Genomic DNA, 21,135 nt, shown 5'->3' on the forward strand with positions numbered 1-21,135 from the left:
TCAATCTGTAGTATATTTGACCTGCTCCACCTATCCTAATAGAATAAGAGCAGAGGAATCATCTCCCTCTTCCCTTATTCCACAACCTATTTTCGGCCTTTACTTTATCAGCATTTCTAATAACACACTCATCGTAAATTCTCTGAAACTCCTCATAAAGCTCATCTCCGTCTAGTTTTATCCCCAGCCTTTTCATTACATCCGAGAACAACCTTATGCTTCCACTAACATCAGCAATATCAAATCCGAATATATCAGCCTTAACGGAATCACTGACATTCTCATAATCACCAAGTTCTGATATTTTCTTAACAATCCAACTTGCTTTGCCCACAGGCACAGTTTCTTTTGTTCCCCCAAATTCACTTTTACCCGTTATATTAGTTTGCTCCTTCTGCCCATTTCCATCATTATGAATATTGGCAGAATTCATTCCCGTTACATTTATATCCGGATAAACAACTGCTCCTGTTACTTTCTCAACCTCAGTCTCTTCTTCCATCCCCGGTATCTCAATTTCCCTATCACCAACAATCTCCTCATCCTCCGATACCACATAATATGCCGTATACAAATCCTCTTGCATAATACCTTCCACAAGCTGTATCTGCCTCTTAATTTCCCTTTTCTCCTGCTTCAACTCGTCCAGTTCTTCCTGCACTCCCACATGCCATATCTGATACTCGCGATACTGCTCATCCGTCTTAATCTTCCGTTTCCGGCTAGAACTTTCTCTGTATATCTCATGCTGTCTGTTCTCAATCTGCTGAATCTTTTCTTCCTGCTGACTTATGAAATCCACAAGCTCCACAACACTTTTGATGTCATTATTCACAAGCAGCAGATATTCATCCTGTAACTGATGAAACCTCTTCAAATCCTCTGTGTACTTTGCTCCACCAACTACAAAGCGCTTCTGCTCTACAATCCTTAACTGATACAGCTTTGCATAAAATCGTTTCTGGTATGGTGATAGTTTCTCCCTATGCAATCCTCTAATATCCGACGAATAAAAATAAGGCTTTGCCATCCAAGGCATATCCACATGATGTCTAAGCCTATCCTCTGCAAACATTTCATCCATCTTTGCCAGACTATGATAATATCGGAATCCCGGTGCCTGCACCTCCATCCACGCATCTTTCTTGAATACATATCCAAGTCTTTTCATCAGATATTTAAAATGCTCCACATTCCCGGCAGCATATGCACGCATCTTAGCATCTCTGAGAATTATCTCTTTCATTGACATTTCCTTTTCCCATTTGTCCCTGCTGATATTCTTTGGGTTTCTGCTGTACTCTGCCGGCATGACGGAAAGTCCCAGCTCATCACAATATTTATTTGTAATAGGCTGGAGATGATTTTTCCAATTGTTTTTAGGTGAATTGTATTTCTTACCGGTTGTCATGCTGACACTGTTCCAGATCAGATGCCCATGCATATGTTCCCTGTCAGTATGGACTGCATACACCGCCTCATAATCATCACCAAGCACATCCTTTGCGAAATGCTCGAGTACATACATTGCCTGCTCTGCTGTTACTTTTTCCTCCGGTGAAAACGATATAATCACATGATAGCCCTGCCTTTTACCTGTCTTATGAAATATATTCTTTGTCTCTTCCATCTGCTCAAATGCTGTATCCGGCAGGCAGTTAATACCGCCCACCAGTACACATTCTTCTGTCTTATCCGGATTCTGAATATATTCCAAAGCATTCTTCAGGTGCGATGCCGGATTTCTGCCTTCCGATTCCATGATATTCAGGATCTTTGTAATCGCCATATTTCCAGCACTGTTTTCTTTACATCATCCAGACCGCTCTGCAGTTTATCAATATCGCTGTAATATAACTTTCCCTGTGAATTGCCAAGCTTTACTGCCTGATTAATATTATTTGCAATACCGGCAATAACACGGATTACTCTTGCCCTGTCCTCTGGATAACTTGTATCTATATTGCCACCTGTCCGTATTAATTCTCTTATATAAACACTTGCTGTCATTCCTGTCCGTTTAAGTGCCTCTTTTAGAATATCCATATCTTTCTCCGACAGCTTCACAGATACCTTATAATCTTTCCTGTCAGACTTGTATCTTCTCTTTCCATCTGCCATGCGTTTCTCCCCTTTCGTAGTTTTCTAATGCTGTATCAAACCAATCTCTTTTTATCTGTACCATTGCTTTTCCAACCTTTCTTAAAAATGTGTTCATAGGTTTTGCAAGATGTGGAAAAGGTCGGACCTTTTCCCGAAAAAATATAAACGCATCAGCGTTTACACAGTTTTCCGTCTTGGCAGGAGCACCTGCACCCTGTATATAATATGTGGTGGTTAATATCCCACCACAATTACTGATATGGTGGCGTTTTTTGCCATCATTTTACTGTTTTAGTGGCGTTTTCCGCCACCACTTTTCCATTTTGATGGCACTTTCCGCCACCATGACTTTTTTCTCGCTTATCTGAGTGGTGGCGCTTTTTGCCCCCACTCGCTGGATTCACCTATTCAGTTGTCTCTTTCACCATTACATCTGCATCCAACATCACATTTTCTGCTATCTCAGCACCATCTTCCGACAATTCATTTGTTTCAGGCGGTATATCCACTTCATCCTGTTCACTTATCACAGAATCCCCAACTGCCGCTTCATAATCCATTTCTTCTACAACCTTGCTTCGGTTACGCTGTGGCTCATAATCCGGATTGTAATAATCTTCGTAACCATAGATTTTCTGTTCAAAGTACTTCCTTGGACATTTGCCCCGCATGGTGAAATAACCTTTTGCCTCAAGCTCTGCATTATATTCCTTTATAATCGCATATGCCTTTGTCATCCCGATACCAAGCATCTGGCTTATCTCACCTGCATCTATGAATGCTTCCTTTATACCCTTCATGCAGCTCCTCCTTTCATAAATTGTTATTTTAAATACGTTTTTTCACAAAGTCACTATCCTGTTCTTTATCTAATCCGCATTTCTAATTCGTGTTTATCTTAATATCCTTTTCAAAATTTGTCAATAAAATTTTTTGTAATTACGCACTTGCAATTCGTTTTTGCTTATGATAAAGTAATCTTACAATCATAAATAAGTCACTTACTGATACGTATTTCATTTATTATCAATCTTATACGCATCTTTACAACGGACTATTTCATATAAAGGAAGGTGGACAGAATGACTAATTCTCATTCCATTAAAATCACTATGTCTTCTCCAGAAGAAATCGGGAAGGCAATACAGAAACAGCGCAGAGCACAGAAGATTACTCAAAAAGAGTTTGCACAGCATCTTGGTAAATCAGAACGCACTATCCAGAAATATGAGTCTGGTGAAATACTAATGAAGATAGATGTTTTAAAACAGATTGCTAATGAATTAAATGTTCCATGGCAGGAGCTTTTATCTCCAGAAGATAATAATATTCCCAAAGATAATACGACTACTAAATATCCGGCATATGAATTCCACACTATGTCAGATGTTATCAACGCTCTCTTTGCCATAACTGAACTTACTGATTTTTCATTTGAGCTGACCAACACCAAACCTCCTGAAAATCCTGAATGGACTGCCGGGATCAAGGTTAATGGCAAAGGCAATGGAAAATATGATGCAGACTTCTGTCTCTTTATGGAAAACTGGATAGAAAAGAAGAATATGCTTCAGACAGGAAAAATTTCAAAAGAAAAGTTTGATTCATGGAAATCAGATATGTTGGCATATTATAAGGATTCCAGACTGGATAATGAAGCCGATTAAAAACTGAATAATTGCAGGCTTACACCTTTAGTAAAGAAAAAGCTCCGGCACACTCCTTCTCGCAAAAGGAATAACCGAAGCTATGTAAGTGATTGACCCGAAGGCTTTATAATCACCCTGAACAAGTAGATTATATCATAGCCTTTGATGATTGCACAACAATTTTACAAAAAGGAGATGATATTTATGCCAGCTTACAAAGATGAAAAAACTGGTAAATGGTTCGCCAAGTTCTATTATACGAACTGGCAGGGAATCAAAAAACAGAAGTGGAAAAGAGGCTTTGCCACCAAAAAGGAAGCCTTAGGATTTGAAAGGGATTTTCTGGAAAAACAGTCTGCCAACCCTGACATGACATTTCAAAACCTTTATGAAATTTATATGGAGGATATGGTTGCAAGACTTAAGCAGTCAACTCTTCTGACAAAAAAGGCGGTACTACAGACGCATATTCTTCCATTCTTCGGTAGCAAGCCGATAAATGAAATCAAAGCCTCTGATGTACGAAGATGGCAGGCGAAGCTTATGAGTTCGCCGAATAATTACTCCCAGACCTATCTGAAAAAGATTAACACGGAGCTTAACAGCATCATCAATTACGCCAAGCGTTTCTATGACCTTAACACCAATCCCTGCAGCAAGGCAGGCACCATTGGAAAAGCAAAGGCTGAGGAAATGGATTACTGGACTTACGATGAATATATTGCTTTCCGTGAGGGTGTAAAAGACAAGTCGCTATCGTATATATGCTTTGAAGTCCTGTACTGGACTGGTATGCGAGAAGGTGAACTGCTTGCTCTATCACCTGTTGATATTGACCTTGATAACAAGACAATATCCATCAACAGAACATATCAGCGGATAGAAGGAAAAGATGTATTTACATCACCTAAGACAAGAAAAAGTAAGCGAAAGATTCCGATTCCGGATTTTCTCTGCCAGGAGCTATCAGACTATATCCAGTCAAGGTATATGCTTGACGCAGATGAAAGGCTGTTCCCGGTAACAAAATCATATCTCTCACACGAGATGATAAGAGGTTGCAAAAAAACAGGTGTAAAGAAGATACGAATCCACGATATCAGGCATTCGCACGCCAGCTTACTTATTAATCAGGGCTGTGATGCGCTGATGTTAGCAGACAGGCTCGGACACGAGAAAGTATCCACAACACTTAACACATACTCTCATCTGTTTCCACATAAACAGCAGGAGCTTGTGCATAGTCTGGAATCATTGCAGGCGACAGATTCGCCAACACCTGAACCACCATCTGATAACCCTCTGCTTAAAGCAGCAGGTATCACATGTGAAGTGTCTCAGACTCAAGACAACGGCTCAGATGTAACAATCCGACCTCAGTTTGGACCTGCGTTAGTACCACCAAATACCGCATCAGGGAAAATCATCCAGATGCCACAAAGAAAGATCATATAAAAGAAACCCAGCAGTCATCAGGGTTTCTTGCTATTAAAGTTAATGACAACCAACTGAAAACGATAGAAAAAGAGTAGTTGCTATTAGTAGCAAATTAGTAGCAGAGCAAAAGAAAAAGTCTCGGAATCCGCTTGTTTAGCGGATTCCAAGACTTGTGGCTCTTATTCAAACTCGGCAAGTCCATAATTATTCTTAAATATTTTTGTTTAAGTTTTATATCTTTTCTGCCGATATTTTATCTCAATTACATATATTATTTTGGCTTGCTGATTTTCTGTTGCCAAATTGTTGCTATTAAATTGATTATAACCATGTTTCTCTTTAAAAGCAACTACTATGTAAATTTTTCCACGCCTCTTGTAATTCTTCTTTATTTGTTTCATACCAATCTTTTATTTCAGTGACCATTTGGTATGTCCATTTCTTCTTACCATCTTTATATAAGTTCCCATCACTCATTTTAAATACTGCTGAAAACTCATTACAACTTACATGAAAATGTGGTGGGTGATATTCAAATTCATTGGCACGTACCTCAACAAGGTACTTTCTTCCAATTCTCCATGTCTTTATTTCTGGCTCACGCTTCCACCACTCTAAAGAATATATATTATCAATATTATACGTACTCTCTGTATCGTTATATTCAACACAAAGAGGAAGTTTCATACAAGAATATGCTGGATGAATAAACGATATTATAATTCCCTCGTTTTCTATTGCATTTGTAAAACAATTTCTCTCTTCAAAATATTCTCTATACTCTTCATCAAATTGATACTCTTTTACCTTTAAATCAGAAGCAGAATCGGCACCATAAAAAGGTTCTTCGTAAGCAATCTTCATTAACTGCATTTGTAACTGTGCAATTTCTGATGAACGTTCATTCCTCTTTTTAGGTATATTCGTCAGGCATACCCCTTTACAGATTTCTGATTGCCAAAATGTATCCTTCTTCCATATGATATTTTCATTTTTGTCTTTTATTTTATTTAAAATAGGAAAAGTATAATTTCTAAGAGATTCAAAAAAATCTTCTACACTCGCAAATTGTCCTCTCAATGAATATTCATTCAAATAATAATCCATTTTCTTTCGTAGACTCCTTTTCCTACAATCCAAACATTCTATTCAAGTCAATTTCAAACTGATCAAACAAATCATCTATATCCATGTCTTCATTGGTTCCTACTATTTTTCCATATTCTTTAAATATAATTGGATTGCACTGTGTCTCATATTGTTCATTCATTGCAAAAAAATTAACAGAAATATCTTCTTGGTTCATACTTCCATTGGCAACGCCTACTCTTAATCCATTAAAGATATGATCACTATGTGTTTCAATGAATAATTGACGACCTGATTGACTAACAAAATACAAAAATTCACATAATTTTGACTGAGCTTTTGGATGCAAATGAATTTCTGGATTTTCTATAATTATAACAGAATCACTTTCCGCACCCAGACACAAAATTATAATACTTATTAAATAACTAATTCCAGACCCAACATTTACCGGTCTGCAATACAACGCTTCGGAGACTGCATTAGCGGGATTATTGTTATATTTTACCTGTAGATAATTTGTTTTTTTTAAATCACTTATATACAATGTAGTACCTATAATATCATTCAACCAATAATTTACTTGATCCAATAAAGTATTAGTAAAATCTGTATCCTTTACAACAAGATTATCATCAACTATCATACCCTCGTTTTGTAATAAATAGGCTAATGCGTACTCTCCATCTATTCCAAAGTCACTATCATTTAACATATTTTTAGCATATATGTCATTGACACCCATTCGATGACAAGACAAATAATGAAATCCAAAATCCTCCAATAACAAATCTGATTGTTCTGGATCATCACATTCTCCATCCAATAAAAGTTCTGTCACAGATATATCATCCGAAGATGTACATACTTTATATGCCTCATTTTCCTTGTCCTCAACAAATTCTACCCAAGCTGGCTTCGTTTTGCCCTTTTCTAATATTTCAATCTTTATTGAGGAATTTGACATATAATAATTTCTTACTTCTCTAAAATCTCCTATGGAAATATATTTCCCATTAAGACTCCTTTGAGTCAATGCTAATAATGCATGTAAAAATGTGGATTTTCCAGATGAATTTGTTCCCACAAACAAATTTAATTTTGAACATTCAACACTCAAATCTTTGATAGATTTTAAGGCCAGAATATGAACTTTATCAATCATCGCTTATCTCCTTACATAATTTTTCCATCAATTGAAATCTTCCATATACTTTCATAGTATTATCCCTACTATTTCCGATATAATACAAAAACTCTTCACTACTTATTACAGTTTTTATTTTCTCTAACAGTTCTTCTCTTGATACTGCAATATTATTCTTTGGTAATAATGTCATAAAATATAGTGTAGTTTCAAAAATATTCATATTAATTGGTTTTGATTCATTGTTTTCTTTTCTAAATGCACCTTTTCCTAAAATATCTCTTGCCATTTCTAAACTCTTTATAGTAACTTGTCTAATTTCTTCTAATTCTTCCAATGATGACTGATTTAACTTTGTCAATGTAGTTTCTATCAAATCGTCCAGATTGCCTGTATATTCATATTTTTTTCCATCTTTAAATAACAAGTCATTAAAAAACAAATAAAATGCTAAAAATCTTGTAACTAAATAAGAGCCTTTCATCCTTTGATCTTTTTTATACTCAATACGTGTAGCTTGCAAAAATTCCTGTGATGCAACTACTTCAGTTATCATATTTAACCCTCTGCCATGATACAGAGCATTTCTAATTTCTTGCTTATTTAATTTTGTTCCACCCCTATTAACTCTATCAAAAATATCAAATAATATTTTGTCCGGCGTAGGTGGTAAAATCACATGTGAATATACTTGATAATCTTCCAACTGAGACTGATATATTCCCAATTCATCTACTAAATTCTTGAATTTTTTTCCATTCAAAAATTTCAATATCTTTAATGATTTTAATGGAAAACCATCACTTAAAAAATCAAATAATGTTGATAATCTTTGCTTTCCGTCAACCACTACATATGTAGAATTATTCTGCTGTTTGAAATAAAATATTGGTAATGGTAAGCCCATTAAAATACTTTCTATCAATTCACACTTCTGTTTAGGACCCCAAACTTCATTTCTTTGAAAATCAACTTCTAATATCAATTGATTTTTCTTATATTTCCTGTAAAGTTCATATATTGAAAAATCCTTTTTCGTTACCCTAACAGACTCAAAAATTGGCTTTTCCTCATCTCCAAAGTACTCTAACTCATTTAATTCTTCTTCATTTTCCAATAAAACTTCATCTTCTATTGACATTTGACTCATCCCTGCCTTCCTATTTTATATTAAAAAACACAATGTATCAGAGCACCCGAATCGTTATCATCTCATCAAGTCCAATCTCTCCAATATCACATTCTTCTTTTCCACGAAGATATGTCTGCATATGGTAAAACATCATACACTCCCTAAGGTATTTCAACAACTCTTGTGTCCGACGTTTATATCCATATGCTTTTAATAATGTCCGTAGTTTCATTCTCACATAATCTTGTCCGTCCAAATAAAGAATCTGCACTCGTTTCATTTTGAAAAATAAATCAATATCAAAATAATCCGTAATGAAGGCTTCTTCTTCCACATCCTTACCAAAAGAATGAAAATCTTTCTGAATAGCTGGAAACTCCTTATCTATTTCTGGTTTGTCGCACAAATAATCTGTCCAATAATGCACATCCAAATATAATTGACGCAAATTTGTTCGATAATATGGACTTAAATATTGATTATCTTCTTTCCAAATTTTTTCCAACATGATACTCGCTGTCTTAGTTCCCATGTCCAGACTATGTATGATACAAGCAAGATCAAATGAATCATAATATAACTCTATCAATTTTATCCCCCTTCACACCATTACATTGTCTACAAAGTATCTGCAAATTCTCTGCCACAGTTTTTCCACCTTTATTCATTGGTATCACGTGGTCTACCTGAAAGAAAATACGGTCTTTGCCTTTTGCTCCACAACAAGCACAGGTATAATTTCCATCTGTATCTTTTGACTTAGCAAATGCTGTATCTCGAAGATTTTTTTCCAGTTCCGGATTTACCTTTCCAATCTCAAACAATGGTAAATCCTCCAGCTTTCTAATACCTCGCTGCACGTTTTCTTCTTCATCATAAATATGCGGATTAGACAGTTTTGTTAACTCTATATCCAGTTGCCTCCAGAAATACAATTTTCGTCCAAAAAACAGTTTTAACAAATTATCATCACTATTTTCCCATAAGGCATTTACATATTCTGTTTTCTGTCTCTGCCCCATATCCTCATCCCAAATATGTTTTGCAATCGCAGCGACATCTAACTTGCTTCTGTCTATATCATCAAATGAATAGAACTGAGGAGAAGTTTCGTACTGGGCATAATACTTTAAAATTCGTATCACATCTTTTTCTTCATATGGCGGTATCATTTCTCCTAAGAAAAACGTGTTTCTACATTGCTCAGCCATTTCCTCAAGCAATTCTTCTGTCGGATATTCTTCTTCACACTGAAAACTTTGGAACAGACTTGGTAAGCCTTTCATCAATTCTTCATATGCTTTTTTCGTACTGTCATATACCATCACTTGATAGGAAGAATCCACTCCATTTTCTTCCAAATAGGTAAACGCATACATTCCAATCGGAATTCTTTGTACAAATGGTACTTTTTCTAATACTGTGGTATCTACAGAATCGTCAAGCACAGAAGCAAACTCTTCTATTTTAGAAATCGCTATCATGCGTAATTCATGCTTCATATGCTCTGTTGAATTATCTGTAAATTCATTATTTCCACTGAACAGACTGTCTGGATTTACCCACGCAATATGTTCATTCCAATTATCTACAAAAGAAACTATATATGCTGAAGAAGTTCCGCCAGCAGCTTCTCCTCTAAGTGCCCGTCCTATCATCTGTGTCATAAGGATTGTAGAAACAGTTGGTCTTGCTAAAAATACTGTTTTGGTTTGTGGCAAGTCCACTCCCTCTGTCAAAATATTTACATTCACAAGTACCTTTACTTTTCCTTCTCTATATTCTTCTAATTTCCTCTCGTTGTCTTCTTTGCTGATTCTCACTCCTGTCACAGAATCTTTTACATCAGACACAATGAACTCCGACTTTATTCCCTCTTTATTAAACAACGCACTTAGATGAATTGCATGAACTACATTGATTGCAAATACTATAGTCTGTCCATACTCTTTCTCTTTTGCCTTGTATGTCTGGACAATCAGCTTGTTTCGTGCTGCACTATCTGCCATTTGTCCTGCTACATCTTCCGGCAATACGTCCAATCGTTGGATACTCTCCCAACCATTCAAACCTAATGATTCTCCATACATTTCATCTGTGTAATAACTTTCAAAAATAGGTTTTGATAAAATACGTCGATTTATCAACTCTTTTAACCCTATCTGATATGTAATACCTATGTTTCCATGAACCGCCTTTCCACCTTGTAAACCGTCCTCATAAATTTTTGCCAAAAGTCCCTGTTCCCCATCAGCAGTACGGAATGGTGTAGCAGTCAATCCAATCAATTTTACATTTGATACCTTTGTTTTTACATAATCAATTACTTTTCGATAAGTTTTGGCAGTAGAATGGTGTGCTTCGTCTACAATTAAAAAGATTTCCTTTTCGCCCTCGATCCATACATCTAAGCACTGTAAATTTCTACCTATGCTATCCTTGCTCATAATCAACAAATTGTCCGTGGGTTGAATATCAATAGTTCTATCATGGGTAGATGCCCCAGATATAATCCTATACTGGAAGGACGGAATATGTGGTATTACCTCTGAATACGCAAACTTCTGAAAAGATTCTGCTGCTTGGTCAAGTAACATCTGACGATGTGCAATCCACAATATTTTCTTTTTCTGGTCCAGTGCATTTCTTAAAAGCCACATAGAAGCTGTGTACGTTTTTCCTCCACCAGTAGGAAGTACAATCATGGTGCTATACTTCGCATTTTTATTCATAATATCGAGATTTTCCATTGCACATTTTTGATGTTCATATGGTATTCTCGCATTTGCTCCCTTTTTAGGAAACACTTTTCCAAACGATTTCACTTCTATGTAATCTTTTTCCATCATTCGTAACCTCTAAATTTATTATATTTTACGCATTTACCATTCGTTGCCTTTTCTGTGCTTCAATCAAGGTATCTCGTAAATCGGTCTCTATCTCTATCATTTTCACTTCAATATCGAATTGTCTGATACATTTCGCAAGAACAGATGTACCTTTTAATTTTTTTATCTCATCTTCATCACATACTACAATAATTTTTCTGTATATCTTTCCCTCAATTTTTTCAAGGAGAAGCATTTTCAGAATATCATTTGCAATCTTATTATCTTGAGCTTTCTTGGGTTTTCCAATATGTGCATAAATTTCTCCAATTATCCCATCCGCTTTAGAATAAAAATCGGGTTGCATGAATGTATTGCCTACAAAGATTTTTGCATTTTCTACCAACTCCACGCCCAACCAGTCATTTACCTTCTGAAAAATAATCTGCTCTGCCATTTGTTGCTCAATAGAACTTGATTTTTCTTCTTTTCCCATGACAACCCTCCTCAAAATTGTAATGAATACATAAATAGTTTACCACATACATTTCTATAATTCCATTATAATACGCCATAAAATCGTAAATAGGGCAGTCATCAGACCGCCCTCCAATCTACGCATATACAATTTCTTTCAACACTGCTTCCTCCGCACTATGCTGGATATTATTACACATTCCAACCCACAACATCTGATTTTCTACCTTCAACTGTTCTGTCATTCCCTGCTTTTCTTTCATCTGCTCCACCAGTCTGTCCATCATCTGATTACACTCTTCGTCAATCTGATGCAAATGTTTATTTAACTTTCCAGCAAGCACCAGCTCCAGATATAGTCCTTTCCGATGCTCCTTTAAATACGTCTTTCGCAACATTCCATACTTCCCAATCGGATACTCTGTCTCTTCCGGGAGATACAGGTCTGGATAATACAGACCGTCCTCTCCTAAAGTATAACTGATTCCATTTTCTCCCATAATGTGTTTCTCCATGATTGTCCTCCTATCTTGCTCCCCGGTCTTTATTCTGACTATGGGTATGCTGTTTATTTTTCTGTTCATTCTGTATTTCTTGTTTCTTTTCTGCCAGCTTCGCCCTAATACCATGCGCTACTGGCTCTTTTCCTGTTTCTTTCTTCCATTTTTCTATTGCAGTTCGATACTGACTATACTCAGTTTGAGAAGCCTTAAAATCCTTTAAAAATTCCTGTACACTTCTATATCCGATTTTCTGCACAATCCTTGGAAGATAATCTTTCATATCTCTAATCTGGCTTTTCAGTTCATCAATTTCTTTCTGCAATTCTTTTTTCTTTCTTCCTTTAAACCATCCCGTGACTTCTGACAGTTCTTTCTTCTTTGCAGAAAGCTGTTTTTGTTTCTGTTGAATTGCACCGTTTTGATCTTCCAGTTCTTTATTCACTTTAAATAGTTTCGGATACTTTGATGCAAGCCTCGTCATTTTAGGTTGTTCCGGTTCTGCCTTTTCTTCTTTTGTTGTCTTGACTGCTGCCGTGCTATTTTCAGCAACATGCTCTGGGTGTTCTGCTTCCGTTTGCTCTGTCTGTTTTGGCACTTCCCTGGGTTTCTTAAAAAGCACACTTGCTATCAAAAACTCCAATACCTCAACAGCCACTGTTACAACTCTGGAAAATAATCGTGGTCTGTTTCCACGCCGGGCAATTGATTCCCTGATTGGCTCCGTGATTTCTTTCCGCTTCACTTCCATTATCTTCGGTTCCGGCACTCCACTAATCAATGCCATATCAACAGCTCTGTTCCATTCCCGGCGTTTTTGATTATCCACTTCTATTTCCTGTGCCTTCGGATTATTTTTTCCGATTTTCTTTGTTGCAAGATAAACACTGCCACGCTCAAATACCTGTAGTTTCTGTTTCTCGTCCTGCACATAAATATTGATTAAATCTGTATAAGAATGCTTTACCTCATCCAGAAATGAATTGCACTTGAAGCGTTCATCTTTCGCAGTAAACAGCTTCTTCTCATAGACTTCTCCTTTCTTCACAATACTGCTGCCTTCTCGGATCTCGCCATCTTCTCCTAATATCTCTTTCTTGGTTCGGACATGTTTTCCATTTTCATCATAAAACATATTTCTGCTGGCAATCTTAATGATTGGTTCATCCAGTAGTTTCCGTTCTGCAAATATCAAATGAATGTGATAATTGGTCTTTCTTTTATTGTGGTGCAAAGCAGCAATACACTCTGTTCCATAATTCTGTTTAAAATGATTTGTAAAAAGCTGTAGCAATCTATCCGGCTGATATTCTGTAAAACTCTCTGGCAAAGCAATGATCAGTTCTCTTGCCTCAATACATTTTCCTTCTGTTCCACTTTTTGCAAATTCTTCCTGATTACATTTTGCAAGTTCCCGCCAGAATTTCCGTTCTGTGGTTTCATAAACTGCATAGAGGTTTTCCTGTTTTGCATGACTGGATATATAAGTGATCCTGCCTTTTACATTGCTTAGTTTTGTCATTTGAATAAATGAATTTCTTCCGATAGGCACTCCCTCCTTGTCTTCGGCAAAATAAATTCTGCCATATCATTTGTGAGTGGATGCATCGGCATCCGTTTACGAACTATCCGCCTGTCGGCGGAACAGCTCCCGGCAGGGCGAAATATCCTGAGTACAAATCTTTAATTTGTGCGATGGGTGTATTTCGCTCTCAAACGCCGAGGGCTTTGTGAGATGCTTCTTACATCTACCACAACTTGGCTTTCGCTTTTCATTTTGGGCGTATCCGCCCTCTTTTTCTGCCCGTATCCGGGCTTATTTTTTCACTAACAACAAACCGACTATTACTCTCCTGTCTGCTTTATTCCGGTATCCTTACCCGTACATACTCCAGATCTCCACAATATGGTGTTCCAACCAAATACCATTCTCTCGCCAGATTCATTTCCATTCGTGTCTTTACCCACTGATCATCAACTAGAACTTCCAGACATTCTCCGCAATGAAGTCCCGTATCAATCCATAAGTCTGATGATAATAAGCCATATCTCTTGTTATAACTGTTGTAACCTAATCTTCCTTCTCTCATTTGATTATTCTCCCTTCATTTATCGTTCCTGCAAGGACGCCCTGAATCAGGGCTCCCTTTTGAAAATCTCCTTACTTCGCCAGCCAACTCCCGACTGCACCTTACCGCTTTCTCCTTGTTTGCTATCCACAGGTGCGTGCCACGCTCCTGTTATTAGGTAATCAGGCAAAATCTTTACCAACGAAAGTTCTCATGCATTCCACACTTATCCAAATACTCTTGTCTTGCCTTTTCCCGTTCTTCCTCGGTTGGTGCTGTTTTGAATGTTGTATATAACTGACGCTTTACCATACTGTCTAATTTTTCCATCAATGCTTTTTCTATCTCCGGCAAATATTCCTCGTTCCCGGCAAGATGATACTGGAACAATGCCAGTAATAAATCTTTTGGTATCTGCACCTGTGATTTTCTTTCCATGTTTCTCCTTTCCGTGACGGTCGTGACGATAGTGACGATATTTTCACTACCGACACGCTATATAAAATACCGTCACAACCGTCACATATCGTCACGCTTATTTTCCTACAAAGGCTAATCTGATCTTTCTTCCATCATGTCCTCGTTCCGCTTTATACTGGATTCCATATTCCAGAATCAATCGTTCCAGGCTGACATTTAATTTTCGTGATAATGCGTTCGGCTGCATTTCCAGCTGCAATACTTCCACAAGCTCTGTTGCTGTTCCTGCCCACTCTGGCGTAGTTTCTGTTACAAGTTCTTTAATTTTTTCCAACACTGGATCTTCTGGTTCTTTCCAAAGTTCTGTTTCTGTCTTGGTAAGTTTCCAGACACATCTTTCCCGATTAAAATTCAGCCACAGCTTCTGATCCTGCTGGTCACGACCTGCCACCTCCAGCACTGCCTTGTTATCTGTCCTTTTTTCTTTCTGCATAACGAATGCTCCATCCGCAGCTCCCAGCAGTCCGTTTGTGCCGGAAATCATATCAAAACTGTCTGAGGATTCCATTTTTCTTGTGTGATGCACCACCAGAAAGCAAATTCCATAATGGTCACTGAATGCTTTCAGCTTCGTCACAATCTCATAGTCACTGGCGTAGCTGAATTTATCTCCACCGACTTCCCGGACTTTCTGAAGCGTATCAATAATAATGAGCCTTGCGTCTTTATGATTTGTTACAAACTGCACAAGCTGCTGTTCCAATCCGGCATTTAATGATTTAGACTTTGTAGCAAAATAAAAGTTCTCACTGCCTTCCATTCCAAACATCTGTGATAACCGCTTCTGCAACCTTGCATAATCATCTTCCAATGCCAGATACAGAACCGTCCCCTGTCTGACTGAAAATTCCCACAATGGAAGTCCTTTACTGATGTGATACCCGATCTGTGCCATAAAGAATGATTTTCCAATTTTCGGCGAACCAACAAACAGGTAAGTTCCGTTATACAGAAGTCCATCTATAATCGGCAGTTTTGGTGGATATGCGGTGTCGTATAATTCCATCATGGAAACTGTTTCCAGATCATCTGGATTCTTTTTATTTGCTGATTTTGCTGTATTTTTCGCATTATTTGTGGCTTGCAGATTGCCCTTACCGGGCAAATCTGCTATACTTTGGTTGGTTAATTTATTACTTGATGGCTGTTCCACATCTGCGCCAACAGATGCAATCGGAGCAGTCATTTTTTCTTTTGCTGTCATTCATTTTCCCCTTTCAATCCATACAATGTCTCTGCGACCAATCTCAGGGTACTTAGCAACTCTTCATTTTCCTCATTGCATTTTTCCAGACGTTTCAATTCTTCATAAATCTCTGCCATCTGATTTCGCAATGCTTTATACACTCTCGGATTTCCCTGTACCACAATTTCCCGATCAGTTAATCGTTTTGTGATATAGTCCTGCTTGCTAAGTCCTGACAATCGGACACATGCATCAATCTGCTCTGCTTCTTCCGGTGATACCCGAAATGCTACGATTTTGTTTCTCCATCTTCCTTTACTGTCCAGATTCTTCTCCATTTGATTTTTCCATCCTTTCAATATCCAGCTGTTCTGCCATCTGCGTCTGCTCACTTGGAAACAGATGTGCATATCGGTAAGTGATATCAATGCTCTCATGTCCCATTCGGTCTGCGATTGCCAATACCGTAAATCCCATATTGATCAATAACGATACATGGGAATGTCGCAAATCATGCACACGAATTCGTTTTACCCCAGACACTTTTGATCCTCTGTTCATTTCATGATGCAGATAAGATTTGGAAATTTTGAAAATCCGTTCGTCCTCTTTCGGCTCATACAGTATTTTCAGGTAATCCTGCATCTCATCACACAAAAACTGCGGCATCTTAATGGTTCGATTACTTTTTAACGTCTTTGGTGGTGTAATCACATCTTCCCGGTGCAGTCTCTGATAGGACTTATTAATCCGTAGTGTATGCGTTTCAAAATTGAAATCTGCCGGTGTAAGTGCTAATAACTCGCCCATGCGAAGCCCACACCAGTAAAGTATTTCAAATGCATAATAGGAAACAGGCTTGTCCATCATGGCATCTGCAAATTTCAGATATTCTTCTTTTGTCCAGAACAGCATTTCCCGGTGTTCCTCTTTTCCCATATTTCCAGCTTTCTGTGCTGGATTAGATGGGAGATGGTAAAAATTAACTGCATGATTGAAAATAGCACTTAACTGACTGTGAATTTTCTGCAGATAAGAGGTGGAATATGGCTTTCCATTTGGCTGCCGGATCGCAAGCAATTCATTCTGCCATGCAATAATGTCCCTTGGCTCAATTTCTCCTATTTTACGCTTTCCGAAATAAGGAAGAATTTTAGTTCTGGCAATATTTGTCTTCGTTCCCCAGGTATTATCACGAATTCGATTTTGCATATCCTCCACATAAATCTCATAAAAGCTTTCGAAAGTCATATCCAATTTGGCTTCTTTCTTCAGCAATAGCTCTCGTTCCCACATCTGCGCTTCTCGCTTCGTAGGAAATCCTCGTTTTGAAGTCTGTTTCGTTTTCCCTGTCCAGTCGGTATACCGATAAACCACTCGCCACTTCCCAGTGACATTATCTTTGTAAATACTCATACAAATTCTCCTCTCTCTTACACTTCGCTGTAACATACTTTTTTGCGGAAATAATTGGTGTTTACTCTGCCAGCTACCGTAAGATAACCCAGCTTCTGTAATTCATCATTTAACTGTTTGACAATCTTATAAGCATAAGACTTGGAAACTCCCAGTTCCGCTGCAACTTCTTCTACTGTCATAAAAGTTCTGTTCGTCACATCTCATCTCTCCTTTCTATCTTAACGCATTTTGTTTAAGTTACTACATTTGCATGATACTAAACATTTTAATTTAAGTCAAGCGATTTTATGAGGACATTAAATTTTTTTGTTTAAGTTCTTCTTGCTATCCAAAATTGCTCATGCTATACTGAACCTAAACAGAATTGTTTTATTTTCTATCACAATTAATTACGGCAACACGAATGACCACTATAAGGAGGCAAACAAGAATGGCAATCGGACAACGTATCAAATTTTTTCGCAACCGCAAAGGCATGACACAAAAGCAACTCGGAGAACAACTGGGATTCATGGGAAAAACCTCAGATGTCCGCATGGCTCAGTATGAATCTGAAGCCAGAGTTCCTAAGATTGATCTTGTAAAACAAATGTCTCAGATCTTTGATATCAATACTCATGCCTTAACAGTTCCAGATATTGATACTCACATAGGTCTGATGCATACACTATTTGCACTGGAAGATATGTATGGTCTGAAGGTAAAAAATGTAGATGGACAACCTCATCTCTGCCTTGACTCTTCCATATCTGCTCCCGGCTCATCTGTCGATGAAATGTTTCGTGCATGGATGGAACAATCTGACAAACTGGAAAACGATGAAATCAGCAAGGAAGAATATGATGAATGGAGATATAAGTACCCGGAACTGGATACTTACCAGAAACGTGCCAAGGTACCATCTCAGAAGCTGAGTGATTACCTCGTAAAAGAATTGACTAAAAAAGAAAAATAAAAGAAGAGAATAGAAAAACCTTACCGATATTCAGTTTTTTACTTCTGAAAATCAGTAAGGTTTCTTTATATACGTTATGAAATAAAATTTCTATCTCTTGAATAATCACAAAATGCTGCCATTTTGTTGCCAATCACTAAGCAAATTTGCTTGCAACCCGCATAAATACTGGTTTCTTTTGGTTGTGTGGATTATTCAAACTCTACAAAGACTAACGCTTTTTGTTTAGGAATTATTCTCTGTAATGTTTCTCGTTCTTTTGATTATTTGATATATCCATATTATCCTGCCTATACGAGCTAATGTTATCATTTTGTTATCGGCATTGATAACACCTACTCGATAACTGTGGATAATAACTATATGTAGCATGTCAAATTATAAGCTATTTTGCTTAGAGATTCAACACAAAACTGAAATTTTACTTTTCCTTATATTCATCTGGTATTGCTATTTGAAATGTTTCACACAACAGCATCACATCATGCACATCATTTTTATCGTGTTCATATCCCAAATGAAGCATTACCTGACTCAATGGTTCAATACAAGAAACAGTTATATCTCCAACTTTTCCAATACCGGAAAAAGTTTTTGATGGAAATATATCTCCCTCATAAACAATTCCGTCATCTGTAAATTCAAAACAATGTAAATCAATGATTCTTTGTTTATCATCTTTCCAGACAGTATGACCATCCGTTGTATAATCAGTATTTACTTCCTCAAATCCATGCTGCTTAATCACATAAATATAATCATGATAATGTTTCAGTTCAACAAACAAATCAATATCATTGTGTATTCTTGATTCTCTTTTAAGAAGTGCATCAACACCCCATCCGCCATCTAAATATACTTTAATTTCGTTTTGCAAAGCATATTTTATAATTTCACATGCATCTTCTGTACGTACCATAATCTATCCTCCAAATTCAAATCTTTGTATGCTTTCCAACTCACTAAAAGCCTGAAATTTGTCAGTCTTTCATCCTTTTTGTTATCAATCACCAATTAGCTGTAATCCATTAGGATTTAGCTGATATATTTTATCGCACACCTCTTCAATATACTTTCTATCGTGAGAAATGCTAATGACAGCCCCCGGAAATTCTCGGAGCATTTTTCTTATTACCGGACCGGACAATGGTGAAAAATTTCTTGTCGGTTCATCCAGAATAAGAACATTTGCACCACTTAAGCTCATCCTCAAGAGAAGCACTTTCGCCTTTTGTCCGCCTGATAACTCCCGAATCGGATGCTCCATTTCATCTGGTGTGTATTTAAGTGAACCAAGGTATGTTCTAATTCTTGTACGCTCTTCTTTATCTCCTGTTTTATCAAGGTAATCAACCGGTGTAACATCCAAATCCAGCAGGTCTTCATAAGTTTGAGGCATATATTCTGCTTTAATGTCATTCCGATTTAGGAGTTCTTCCGCTATCTTTTTTAGAAGAGTCGTTTTTCCTGCCCCGTTGGCTCCTATCATACAGATTTTTTCTGAACCTTTTATTTTTAAATGAATTCCTTCTGCTAAAATTCTTTTGCCATCCGGAGTCACAAGCTTTGAAAGTTCATATTCTATGACCGTTTTTCCTGCGGGAATGTGTGAGTTTTCATCCCCTAATTTGACAAAGATTGCTTCTTCCTGTTCCGGCATCTGAGTCATATTTTCATCTTCTTTTTCAAATCTTCGTTCCATTGCCTTAACCGTATGCATTTTGTCCTTTAAGTTTTTGGCAACAGACGGTGCTTGTCTGGTACAACTTCTTAATGCACCTTGTACACTCTGCATAACTCTTTGATATTTTTCATCGCGAATCTTTTTCTCCCTACGGTCACTCAGTGCCCGCTGTTTTTGGATTTCAAATTTATGAAGCCGTTCTTCCACATAGCGTCTATAGGGAAGCTTTGCCACGGTATATCTCGCCTTTGTTTTTCGTATAATCTGCTCGATATGTATCACCATGTTGGCAGTACGCTCTATCAGCGTTTCATCGTGTGAAATAAAAAGCACAATGTGCTTCCAGTCATTTATGATTTTTTCCAGTAATGTAAGCGTCGCAATGTCGATGTCATTGGAAGGTTCGTCCAACAACAGCACAGAAACATCGCGAATGAAAAGCCTCATAAGTTGTGTCTTGACTTTTTCGCCTCCTGAAAGACTACCCATTGTCTGGTTACTGTAGAAAAAATCATTTTTCATTCCAAATTTTCCCGCAATAACAGACAATTCTTTAGGCGTTTTCTCCCAGAATATTTCCTCTTCAGAAAAATATTCGTATATTGTTTTTTCCTTATCTTCATCGAGCATCTCCTGCGGAAGATAACCAAGACGTTCGTGTCCCATTATCCTTTCCCCATCTGCTTCTATATAGTTTTCTACAAGCGACGGATTGTATATCCACTTCATTAATGTCGATTTCCCATTTCCCTCTTCTCCAATAATAACTGCCTTATCTCCATCATTTAGCACAAGGTTGAAATCATTAAGAATTATTCTCAGGTCTTTTTTATGTGTTAAATTTAATTTTTTTATCTGCAACATTAAAGTTTCTCCTTTTCGAAGTCTGAGCCAATTATTATTTTGAACACACAAAAACGAGTCTTTTTTGCATACGCAAAAATAGACTCGCTAAATAGACCCTTATTTCTTTTCCAAAA

Annotated in this window: 22 protein-coding genes; 3 read left to right on the forward strand and 19 right to left on the reverse strand. The window is 37.3% G+C overall.

Annotated elements, in window-relative coordinates; translation table 11 throughout:
• Positions 1–58: 58 nt before the first annotated feature.
• The 3 genes from DWZ45_RS06545 to DWZ45_RS06555 form a co-directional block, all read right to left on the reverse strand.
• Positions 59–1,789, reverse strand: coding sequence for a relaxase/mobilization nuclease domain-containing protein (locus DWZ45_RS06545; RefSeq protein ID WP_118468230.1), 1,731 nt, complete (start codon positions 1,787–1,789; stop codon positions 59–61).
• Positions 1,768–2,121, reverse strand: a complete 354-nt coding sequence (mobC, locus tag DWZ45_RS06550) for a plasmid mobilization relaxosome protein MobC (protein WP_118468232.1) — start codon at positions 2,119–2,121, stop codon at positions 1,768–1,770. Before mobC ends, DWZ45_RS06545 begins: the two co-directional genes overlap by 22 nt.
• 386 nt (positions 2,122–2,507) lie before the next feature.
• The gene (locus DWZ45_RS06555; protein WP_118468234.1) at positions 2,508–2,903 is read right to left on the reverse strand and encodes a hypothetical protein; all 396 of its coding nucleotides are present in this window, start codon (positions 2,901–2,903) and stop codon (positions 2,508–2,510) included.
• A gap of 282 nt (positions 2,904–3,185) precedes the next feature.
• Here DWZ45_RS06555 and DWZ45_RS06560 point away from each other — a divergent pair, with 282 nt between their 5' ends.
• Together DWZ45_RS06560 and DWZ45_RS06565 are read left to right on the forward strand one after the other, a co-directional pair.
• The gene (locus DWZ45_RS06560) at positions 3,186–3,770 is read left to right on the forward strand and encodes a helix-turn-helix transcriptional regulator (protein ID WP_118468236.1); all 585 of its coding nucleotides are present in this window, start codon (positions 3,186–3,188) and stop codon (positions 3,768–3,770) included.
• A gap of 186 nt (positions 3,771–3,956) precedes the next feature.
• Positions 3,957–5,207: a site-specific integrase gene (locus DWZ45_RS06565; protein WP_182426642.1), complete on the forward strand. Its 1,251-nt coding sequence runs from the start codon at positions 3,957–3,959 to the stop codon at positions 5,205–5,207.
• Positions 5,208–5,528: 321 nt separating this feature from the next.
• Here DWZ45_RS06565 and DWZ45_RS06570 read toward each other — a convergent pair whose 3' ends face one another.
• The 14 genes from DWZ45_RS06570 to DWZ45_RS06635 form a co-directional block, all read right to left on the reverse strand.
• Complete coding sequence (locus DWZ45_RS06570; RefSeq protein ID WP_118468240.1) at positions 5,529–6,296, reverse strand: DUF4160 domain-containing protein; 768 nt, start codon at positions 6,294–6,296, stop codon at positions 5,529–5,531.
• A 22-nt stretch (positions 6,297–6,318) separates the two neighbouring features.
• Positions 6,319–7,443 (reverse strand): AAA family ATPase, encoded by a 1,125-nt coding sequence (locus DWZ45_RS06575; protein ID WP_118348724.1) that lies wholly within the window; start codon positions 7,441–7,443, stop codon positions 6,319–6,321.
• Positions 7,436–8,566 (reverse strand): DUF262 domain-containing protein, encoded by a 1,131-nt coding sequence (locus DWZ45_RS06580; protein ID WP_243023462.1) that lies wholly within the window; start codon positions 8,564–8,566, stop codon positions 7,436–7,438. Before DWZ45_RS06580 ends, DWZ45_RS06575 begins: the two co-directional genes overlap by 8 nt.
• A gap of 46 nt (positions 8,567–8,612) precedes the next feature.
• Positions 8,613–9,146 (reverse strand): hypothetical protein, encoded by a 534-nt coding sequence (locus DWZ45_RS06585; RefSeq protein WP_118347966.1) that lies wholly within the window; start codon positions 9,144–9,146, stop codon positions 8,613–8,615.
• Positions 9,127–11,406, reverse strand: coding sequence for a DEAD/DEAH box helicase family protein (locus DWZ45_RS06590; RefSeq protein ID WP_207663765.1), 2,280 nt, complete (start codon positions 11,404–11,406; stop codon positions 9,127–9,129). The genes DWZ45_RS06585 and DWZ45_RS06590 overlap by 20 nt, the downstream gene beginning before the upstream one ends.
• Before the next feature lie 25 nt (positions 11,407–11,431).
• The gene (locus tag DWZ45_RS06595; RefSeq protein ID WP_118468244.1) at positions 11,432–11,881 is read right to left on the reverse strand and encodes a hypothetical protein; all 450 of its coding nucleotides are present in this window, start codon (positions 11,879–11,881) and stop codon (positions 11,432–11,434) included.
• A 118-nt stretch (positions 11,882–11,999) separates the two neighbouring features.
• Positions 12,000–12,377: a TnpV protein gene (locus DWZ45_RS06600; protein WP_118468246.1), complete on the reverse strand. Its 378-nt coding sequence runs from the start codon at positions 12,375–12,377 to the stop codon at positions 12,000–12,002.
• Between the two features lie 10 nt (positions 12,378–12,387).
• Entirely contained in the window at positions 12,388–13,914 is a 1,527-nt protein-coding gene (locus DWZ45_RS06605; protein ID WP_333491438.1) for a MobA/MobL family protein, read from the reverse strand.
• Positions 13,915–14,224: 310 nt separating this feature from the next.
• Positions 14,225–14,452, reverse strand: coding sequence for a DUF5348 domain-containing protein (locus DWZ45_RS06610; RefSeq protein ID WP_118468247.1), 228 nt, complete (start codon positions 14,450–14,452; stop codon positions 14,225–14,227).
• Positions 14,453–14,626: 174 nt separating this feature from the next.
• On the reverse strand, positions 14,627–14,869 hold the full coding sequence (locus DWZ45_RS06615; RefSeq protein WP_055284201.1) for a hypothetical protein: 243 nt from the start codon (positions 14,867–14,869) through the stop codon (positions 14,627–14,629).
• Positions 14,870–14,966: 97 nt separating this feature from the next.
• Positions 14,967–16,115, reverse strand: a complete 1,149-nt coding sequence (locus tag DWZ45_RS06620; RefSeq protein WP_118468249.1) for an AAA family ATPase — start codon at positions 16,113–16,115, stop codon at positions 14,967–14,969.
• Positions 16,112–16,435 carry a mobilization protein gene (locus tag DWZ45_RS06625; RefSeq protein ID WP_118468251.1) on the reverse strand — a complete coding sequence of 108 codons (324 nt, stop codon included), beginning with the start codon at positions 16,433–16,435 and terminating at the stop codon, positions 16,112–16,114. The genes DWZ45_RS06620 and DWZ45_RS06625 overlap by 4 nt, the downstream gene beginning before the upstream one ends.
• Positions 16,413–17,513 (reverse strand): site-specific integrase, encoded by a 1,101-nt coding sequence (locus DWZ45_RS06630; RefSeq protein ID WP_118468253.1) that lies wholly within the window; start codon positions 17,511–17,513, stop codon positions 16,413–16,415. The genes DWZ45_RS06625 and DWZ45_RS06630 overlap by 23 nt, the downstream gene beginning before the upstream one ends.
• A gap of 17 nt (positions 17,514–17,530) precedes the next feature.
• Positions 17,531–17,713 carry a transcriptional regulator gene (locus DWZ45_RS06635; RefSeq protein WP_026650251.1) on the reverse strand — a complete coding sequence of 61 codons (183 nt, stop codon included), beginning with the start codon at positions 17,711–17,713 and terminating at the stop codon, positions 17,531–17,533.
• A gap of 233 nt (positions 17,714–17,946) precedes the next feature.
• Between DWZ45_RS06635 and DWZ45_RS06640 the strand changes: the two genes are divergently transcribed.
• Positions 17,947–18,471: a helix-turn-helix transcriptional regulator gene (locus tag DWZ45_RS06640; protein WP_118468255.1), complete on the forward strand. Its 525-nt coding sequence runs from the start codon at positions 17,947–17,949 to the stop codon at positions 18,469–18,471.
• Positions 18,472–18,892: 421 nt separating this feature from the next.
• On the opposite strand, the gene DWZ45_RS06645 is transcribed toward DWZ45_RS06640, so the two are convergent.
• A complete protein-coding gene (locus DWZ45_RS06645; protein ID WP_009247521.1) occupies positions 18,893–19,390 on the reverse strand; it encodes an aminoglycoside nucleotidyltransferase in 498 nt (165 codons plus the stop codon).
• Positions 19,391–19,474: 84 nt separating this feature from the next.
• Positions 19,475–21,019: an ATP-binding cassette domain-containing protein gene (locus DWZ45_RS06650; protein ID WP_009247522.1), complete on the reverse strand. Its 1,545-nt coding sequence runs from the start codon at positions 21,017–21,019 to the stop codon at positions 19,475–19,477.
• Positions 21,020–21,135 lie beyond the last annotated feature (116 nt).

It is taken from the genome of Clostridium sp. AF32-7AC, assembly GCF_003477925.1.
GTDB classification, from domain to species: domain Bacteria; phylum Bacillota; class Clostridia; order Lachnospirales; family Lachnospiraceae; genus Otoolea; species Otoolea fessa.

Bases quoted from the DNA above. Each gene is read 5' to 3' on its own strand.
- DWZ45_RS06545 (WP_118468230.1), bottom strand. From the start codon at position 1,789: ATGGCGATTACAAAGATCCTGAATATCATGGAATCGGAAGGCAGAAAT.
- mobC (WP_118468232.1), bottom strand. From the start codon at position 2,121: ATGGCAGATGGAAAGAGAAGATACAAGTCTGACAGGAAAGATTATAAG.
- DWZ45_RS06555 (WP_118468234.1), bottom strand. From the start codon at position 2,903: ATGAAGGGTATAAAGGAAGCATTCATAGATGCAGGTGAGATAAGCCAG.
- DWZ45_RS06560 (WP_118468236.1), top strand. From the start codon at position 3,186: ATGACTAATTCTCATTCCATTAAAATCACTATGTCTTCTCCAGAAGAA.
- DWZ45_RS06565 (WP_182426642.1), top strand. From the start codon at position 3,957: ATGCCAGCTTACAAAGATGAAAAAACTGGTAAATGGTTCGCCAAGTTC.
- DWZ45_RS06570 (WP_118468240.1), bottom strand. From the start codon at position 6,296: ATGGATTATTATTTGAATGAATATTCATTGAGAGGACAATTTGCGAGT.
- DWZ45_RS06575 (WP_118348724.1), bottom strand. From the start codon at position 7,443: ATGATTGATAAAGTTCATATTCTGGCCTTAAAATCTATCAAAGATTTG.
- DWZ45_RS06580 (WP_243023462.1), bottom strand. From the start codon at position 8,566: ATGTCAATAGAAGATGAAGTTTTATTGGAAAATGAAGAAGAATTAAAT.
- DWZ45_RS06590 (WP_207663765.1), bottom strand. From the start codon at position 11,406: ATGATGGAAAAAGATTACATAGAAGTGAAATCGTTTGGAAAAGTGTTT.
- DWZ45_RS06595 (WP_118468244.1), bottom strand. From the start codon at position 11,881: ATGGGAAAAGAAGAAAAATCAAGTTCTATTGAGCAACAAATGGCAGAG.
- DWZ45_RS06600 (WP_118468246.1), bottom strand. From the start codon at position 12,377: ATGGAGAAACACATTATGGGAGAAAATGGAATCAGTTATACTTTAGGA.
- DWZ45_RS06610 (WP_118468247.1), bottom strand. From the start codon at position 14,452: ATGAGAGAAGGAAGATTAGGTTACAACAGTTATAACAAGAGATATGGC.
- DWZ45_RS06615 (WP_055284201.1), bottom strand. From the start codon at position 14,869: ATGGAAAGAAAATCACAGGTGCAGATACCAAAAGATTTATTACTGGCA.
- DWZ45_RS06620 (WP_118468249.1), bottom strand. From the start codon at position 16,115: ATGACAGCAAAAGAAAAAATGACTGCTCCGATTGCATCTGTTGGCGCA.
- DWZ45_RS06625 (WP_118468251.1), bottom strand. From the start codon at position 16,435: ATGGAGAAGAATCTGGACAGTAAAGGAAGATGGAGAAACAAAATCGTA.
- DWZ45_RS06630 (WP_118468253.1), bottom strand. From the start codon at position 17,513: ATGAGTATTTACAAAGATAATGTCACTGGGAAGTGGCGAGTGGTTTAT.
- DWZ45_RS06640 (WP_118468255.1), top strand. From the start codon at position 17,947: ATGGCAATCGGACAACGTATCAAATTTTTTCGCAACCGCAAAGGCATG.
- DWZ45_RS06645 (WP_009247521.1), bottom strand. From the start codon at position 19,390: ATGGTACGTACAGAAGATGCATGTGAAATTATAAAATATGCTTTGCAA.
- DWZ45_RS06650 (WP_009247522.1), bottom strand. From the start codon at position 21,019: ATGTTGCAGATAAAAAAATTAAATTTAACACATAAAAAAGACCTGAGA.